3 protein-coding genes and 1 pseudogene are annotated in these 5,679 nt (G+C 47.6%); 2 read left to right on the top strand and 2 right to left on the bottom strand.

The window, feature by feature from the left end:
* A pseudogene (locus tag QUA71_RS28735) lies at positions 1-185 on the top strand (hypothetical protein); the annotation flags it as partial.
* A 233-nt stretch (positions 186-418) separates the two neighbouring features.
* Positions 419-1,027: a hypothetical protein gene (locus tag QUA71_RS28730; protein ID WP_333290362.1), complete on the top strand. Its 609-nt coding sequence runs from the start codon at positions 419-421 to the stop codon at positions 1,025-1,027.
* Between the two features lie 329 nt (positions 1,028-1,356).
* Here QUA71_RS28730 and secA read toward each other — a convergent pair whose 3' ends face one another.
* Together secA and QUA71_RS28720 are read right to left on the bottom strand one after the other, a co-directional pair.
* Positions 1,357-4,173 carry a preprotein translocase subunit SecA gene (secA, locus tag QUA71_RS28725; RefSeq protein ID WP_333290360.1) on the bottom strand — a complete coding sequence of 939 codons (2,817 nt, stop codon included), beginning with the start codon at positions 4,171-4,173 and terminating at the stop codon, positions 1,357-1,359.
* 342 nt (positions 4,174-4,515) lie between these two features.
* Positions 4,516-5,583: a HEAT repeat domain-containing protein gene (locus QUA71_RS28720; RefSeq protein WP_333290358.1), complete on the bottom strand. Its 1,068-nt coding sequence runs from the start codon at positions 5,581-5,583 to the stop codon at positions 4,516-4,518.
* Between the last annotated feature and the right edge of the window lie 96 nt (positions 5,584-5,679).

The following is a 5,679-nucleotide window of genomic DNA, read 5'->3' as shown; positions in this document are numbered from 1 at the left end:
ACCCCATCTTTTTTTACCTTAAGTTGTCTCAATCCGCTACTGGCAATGCTTTTGACTGGGTTGTCACCCCGTCAGGTGCGGTAGTTGTCATGGATAATGTCCCCGCCCATAAAGTGAAAGAAATCGAACCTTTAATTCAATCTGTTGGGGCGAGCGTTCTTTACCAATCACCTCCCGAATCCTGACTTTAATCCCATTGAACATTGGTGGTCACAATTAAAAGCTTTTTTACGTCAGTTTTCTCCCACTACTCCAAAAATGGTTGATGTTCTAATTGCCACCGCACTCGATTTGATGAATCCCAAACATTTAAAAAACAGGTTTACACACTGTTGTTACTGTACCTCATAAAGCTGGGATACGCTGTATATTTGATAGCAGTCTTTCTAATTTCTTAGAATTATTAAACCAAGTTACCTTGATATTTGATGATATTCGCAATCTCTTAGACCGACAGTTCAATCGCCTATCTGCTTTAGAAAAAGAGCTGATGTACTGCGTCGCCATCAATCGAGAGCCAGTCTCATTTTTAGAAGTGCAGAAAGATTTAGTAATAGAACTCTCGCCAACGGAACTGCTAGAGACGTTTGCTTCTCTTGGAAGGCGATCGCTCATTAAAAAAACCACAGGTGGCTTTACTCAACAACCTGTCGTCATGGAATACATAACAGAACAGTTAATCGAACAGATATGCCAAGAAATAATTACTGCTAAAATTGACCTTTTCAAGAGCCATCCTCTTATCAAAGCCCAAGCAAAAGACTATGTGAGGGATACTCAATCTCGCCTGATTCTCAACCCCATTGCCAAGCGGCTACTCTCCAGTTTTGAAAGCCAGCGATCGCTAGAAAATCAGCTCAATCTCATTCTTACATCTCTGCGAGGAAAGGCAGCAGGGGAAACGGGATATGCGGCTGGGAATGTTATTAATCTCCTGCGGCAGATACATACAGATTTAAGCGGCTGGGATTTTTCTAATTTAACGGTTCGGGAAGCTTATTTACCGATGCAAATTTACATTAAATAAACTTTTCTGGTGCTGATTTAGCTAGTTCTGTTTTTGCTGAAAACTTTGGTAGTGGTTTGTCAGTCGCCTTTAGTTGAGATTGAAAACTGTTAGCGATGGGCCCTACAAATGGTGAAATTCTGTTGTGACAACTCCCAGAAGCTAGGCTAATGATGAGCAGCAAAGGACACGCCAGATACTTAACCGATTTGAGAGATGAGTTTCACTTTCAGCCGATCGCCTGCTGCTGTTATTGTCTCCGCTAACAACTCGCTTGAGTTAGGCATGGACAGGGCTGGGTGAGCATTGCCCACCTTACCCATTTTTTAACAGTCAACAGTTAACTATTTTCAAACCATCTCTGGCGAAACTTGCATTGCCGGCTGCGGCTGGAACTGGAAGAGCGAATAAACCACATTGCGGCGGATATCCGTCATCATGTCCAAAAACAGCTCGTAACCTTCAGTTTTGTACTCGATTAACGGGTCTTTCTGACCGTAACCGCGCAGCCCTACAGACTCGCGCAAAGCATCCATTTGTTGCAAATGTTCCCGCCACAAAGTATCAATTTGCTGCAAAATAAAGAACCGTTCCGCATCTCGCATCAATTCGGCTCGGATTGCATTAACTTCCGCTTCTTTAATGTCGTAAGCATTGCGGACTTGTTCGTGCAGGAATGTTTTAATTTCCTCAACGGACAAATCTTCTAGCTGATCCGGTGTCATGTCAGCCAGCAGATAAACAAATTCCTTCACCTTGCTCACAAGTTTGTCGAGTTCCCATTCTTCCGAAGGTAAATCGGGATTGATGTATGCTCCCACGATGTCGTCCATCGTCTGTTCGGCATATCTAATTACCTGTTCTTTGGAGTCCAAACCTTCCAATACTCGGCGACGTTCCGCATAGATTGCTCGACGCTGATTGTTCATCACTTCGTCGTATTCAAATACCTGCTTGCGGATATCGTAATAGTAGGTTTCGACTTTTTTCTGAGCGCCTTCGAGGGAACGGGTCAGCATTCCAGATTCGATCGGCATATCCTCCTCAACACCGAAAGCCTTCATCAAACCGGCCACCCGTTCGCCGCCGAAAATCCTGAGCAAATTGTCTTCCAAACTCAAGAAAAACCGCGTAGAACCCGGGTCTCCTTGGCGTCCCGCCCGGCCGCGCAACTGATTGTCGATCCGGCGCGATTCGTGGCGTTCGGTACCGATGACGTGCAAGCCTCCCAACTGCACGACTTCATCGTGTTCGGTGCTGGTAAAAGCATCGTATTCGCTGCGAGTTAAATTGTAAGCTTCCCGCAATTTTTGAATTACCGGGTCTTTTGTCGGCGCTTTTTCCGAAGCTATAGCCACGATATCATCGGCTTGCAATTCCGTGAGCGATCGCTCGCCGTACTCCTTCACCGCCAATTCCACCGCCGCCTTGAGCATTTGTTCGGCATTTTTCGATAGCTGCGTAGGGAAAATCTGCGCCGAAGCTTTCCAAGACTTTACCTTTTTCGTAGTCGGAGCAAAACCTTGAGGTGCGGGGCGGCCACTAATACCCGGTACTTGTACCACCGAAAACCCGTCTTCATCCTCGGGCCGCACGATCCGGGGCATAAAATATTCCCGCAACTTGAGGCGCGCCATGTACTCAGAATTACCGCCCAAAATAATATCAGTACCGCGTCCCGCCATGTTTGTTGCGATCGTCACAGCACCTTTGCGTCCGGCTTGAGCGATAATTTCTGATTCCCGCTCCACATTTTCCGGTTTAGCATTAAGCAAATTGTGAGGAATTTTCCTCTCCAGCAGCAGCCGCGACAGCAACTCCGACTTTTCTACGCTTGTAGTGCCCACCAGCACCGGCCGACCGATCTCGTGCATTTCCGCGCATTCTTGGGCGATCGCATTCCACTTCCCAGCCTCCGCCTTGTAAACCATATCCGAAAGGTCTGTGCGGCTGGTAATCCGGTTAGTGGGAACCAGCGTCACTTCCAGATTGTAAATCTTCTCAAACTCGGTTTCTTCTGTCTTTGCTGTCCCAGTCATCCCCGACAGCTTCGGATAAAGCAAAAAGAAATTCTGATAAGTAATCGTCGCCAGCGTCTGAGTTTCCGGCTGAATTTCCGCCCGTTCCTTCGCTTCGATCGCCTGGTGCAAACCGTCACTCCAGCGCCGTCCCGGCATCACCCGGCCGGTAAACTCATCCACAATCACGACTTCGCGATCGGGAGTGACGATGTAGTTAATATCCTTAATAAACAATTCCTTGGCCTTAATCGCATTAAAAATGTAATGCGCCCAAGGGTCAGCCGGGTCGTACAAATCCGTAACACCCAACAACCGCTCAGCTTCACCAAAGCCTTCATCGGTCAATAGCACATTCCGAGCCTTTTCGTCAACCTCGTAATGTTCTTCATTTTCCTTTCTCAGAGCAGCAGCTACCTCAGCCGCCCGTATATACTTCTCACTGGGGCGTTCCACCTGGCCGGAAATAATTAAAGGCGTCCGTGCTTCATCAATCAGCACCGAGTCAACCTCGTCAATCACGCAGAAATTAAAAGGACGCTGCACTACATCTTCCATGACAGTAGCCATGTTGTCGCGCAAATAATCAAAGCCGACTTCGCTGTTAGTGGCGTAGGTAAGATCGCAGCTATAATTTTTCTTTCGTTCCACCTGATCCATGCCCTGCTGAATCAGTCCCACAGTCAATCCCAGGAAGCGGTGCACTTGTCCCATCCATTCCGCGTCCCGTCTGGCGAGATAATCGTTGACGGTGATGATGTGTACGCCTTTACCGTTGAGGGCGTTGAGGTAAGCCGGCAGCGTCGCCACGAGAGTTTTGCCTTCACCGGTTTTCATTTCGGCAATTTGGCCTTTGTGCAGGATAATGCCCCCGAGGAGTTGGACATCAAAGTGGCGCATTCCTAAAACCCGTTGTCCTGCTTCCCGCACCACTGCAAAAGCCTCGGGCAAGATTTCGTCTAGGATCTCTTTCTCTTCGTTGAGAGATCTAGCTTTTGCCAGACGTTCTTTAAACTCCGCCGTTTTGCCTCTGAGGTCGTCGTCTGAGAGTGCGCGGAAGTCTTGTTCCAAGATATTGATATCAGCTACCCAAGGCTGAAATTTTCTAAGTTTGCGCGCGTTGGGATCGCCTAGCAGATTTTTAAACATGGCAGGAGAGGCAGATTTTTAATAATTTAGCTATTAGCTTTCAGGGTTACGGGCTGTAGTGTTAGCCACAACATATACCCTCCCCGATTGTAGCAACCATTGGCTCTCCTCGGCCGTGGCTGCGGGCGATCGACCGATTTTGGATTTTCGATTTTGGATTTTCGATTGAATAATAGATCGATTTTAGATTTGGGATTTTGGATTTTCGATTGAATAGTTGACCTCTGTTCCCGGTTATTAAGGGGATGGCGGGCCCTAATCGTCAAACAGCAGACCGATCGCATTTTTGGTGAAAAGTCTGGAAGTGCGATCGGGTTTTACTGGCGCAAAAGCTGCATACTTCTAAAAAGGCACTGGCGATCGATTTCCTTCACCCGCCACCAAATCCCACAACACATCAATACCTGAGCCGACATATTCTGTATCCTGATGGCGATCGATCCATTGTACGACAGCAGGCAAAACCTCACTAGATTTCATACCCAACTTACCCAAGGCTGATGCTGCCGAGTAAGGCACCAAGCCCTGCCGATCTTCCAGACGTAATAGCAGGGCACTGATGACGGCTTCTGAAGCATTTCCCAACCTGCCCAAGGCAAATTCTGCCTCACGACGCACTGAGTTATCCTCATCTTTCAGACGTAAAAGCAGGGCATTAATGACGACTTCTGAAGCATTTCCCAACCTGCCTAAGGCAGATGCTGCCTCACGACGCACTGAGTTATCCCCCTTTTCCAGACGTAACAGCAGGGCATTAATGACGACTTCTGAAACATTTCCCAACCTACCCAAGGCAGATGCTGCCGCACGACACACTGAGTTATCGCTATCTTCGAGACGTAACACCAGGGCATTAATGACAACTTCTGAAGCATTTCCCAACCTGCCCAAGGCAGATGCTGCCTCAAGACGCACTGAGTTATCCTCATCTTTCAGACGTAACAGCAGGGCATTAATGACGACTTCTGAAGCATTTCCCAAGTTACCCAAGACTCGTGCTGCTGAGTAACGCACTGAGTTATACCGATCTTCCACACCTAACAGCAGGGCATTAATGACGACTTCTGAAGCGTTTCCCAAGTTACCCAAGGCAGATGCTGCCTGACGACGCATCGGTTTATACCCCTTGTCCAGATGTAACAGCAGGGCATTAATGACGACTTCTGAAGCATTTCCCAAGTTGCCCAAGGCAGATGCTGCCTGACAACGCACATTTTGATCCCCATCTCCCAGACGTAACAGCAGGGCATTGATGACAGTTTCTGAAGCATTTTCCAAGTTACCCAAGGCTCGTGCTGCCTGACAACGCATATTTTGATCCCCATTTTCCAGACGTAACAGCAGGGCATTGATGACAGTTTCTGAAGCATTTCCCAAGTTACCCAAGGCTTGTGCTGCCTTACGACGCACATTCTCATTCTCATCTTTGATACCAATTTAATATGAAGCTGCATAGAATAAAGCTTCAAGAATGAAATTGTAAGAAGATAGCGAACAGATTTGTTC

Origin of the sequence: Microcoleus sp. MON1_C5, from assembly GCF_036701875.1 — a bacterium.
Taxonomy (GTDB): Bacteria; Cyanobacteriota; Cyanobacteriia; order Cyanobacteriales; family Microcoleaceae; genus Microcoleus.
Note: the sequence above shows the minus strand (reverse complement) of the source record. Positions and strands in the feature narration are given on the sequence as shown.

Coding starts and splice junctions, on each gene's coding strand:
- secA (WP_333290360.1), bottom strand. CDS start 4,173: ATGTTTAAAAATCTGCTAGGCGATCCCAACGCGCGCAAACTTAGAAAA.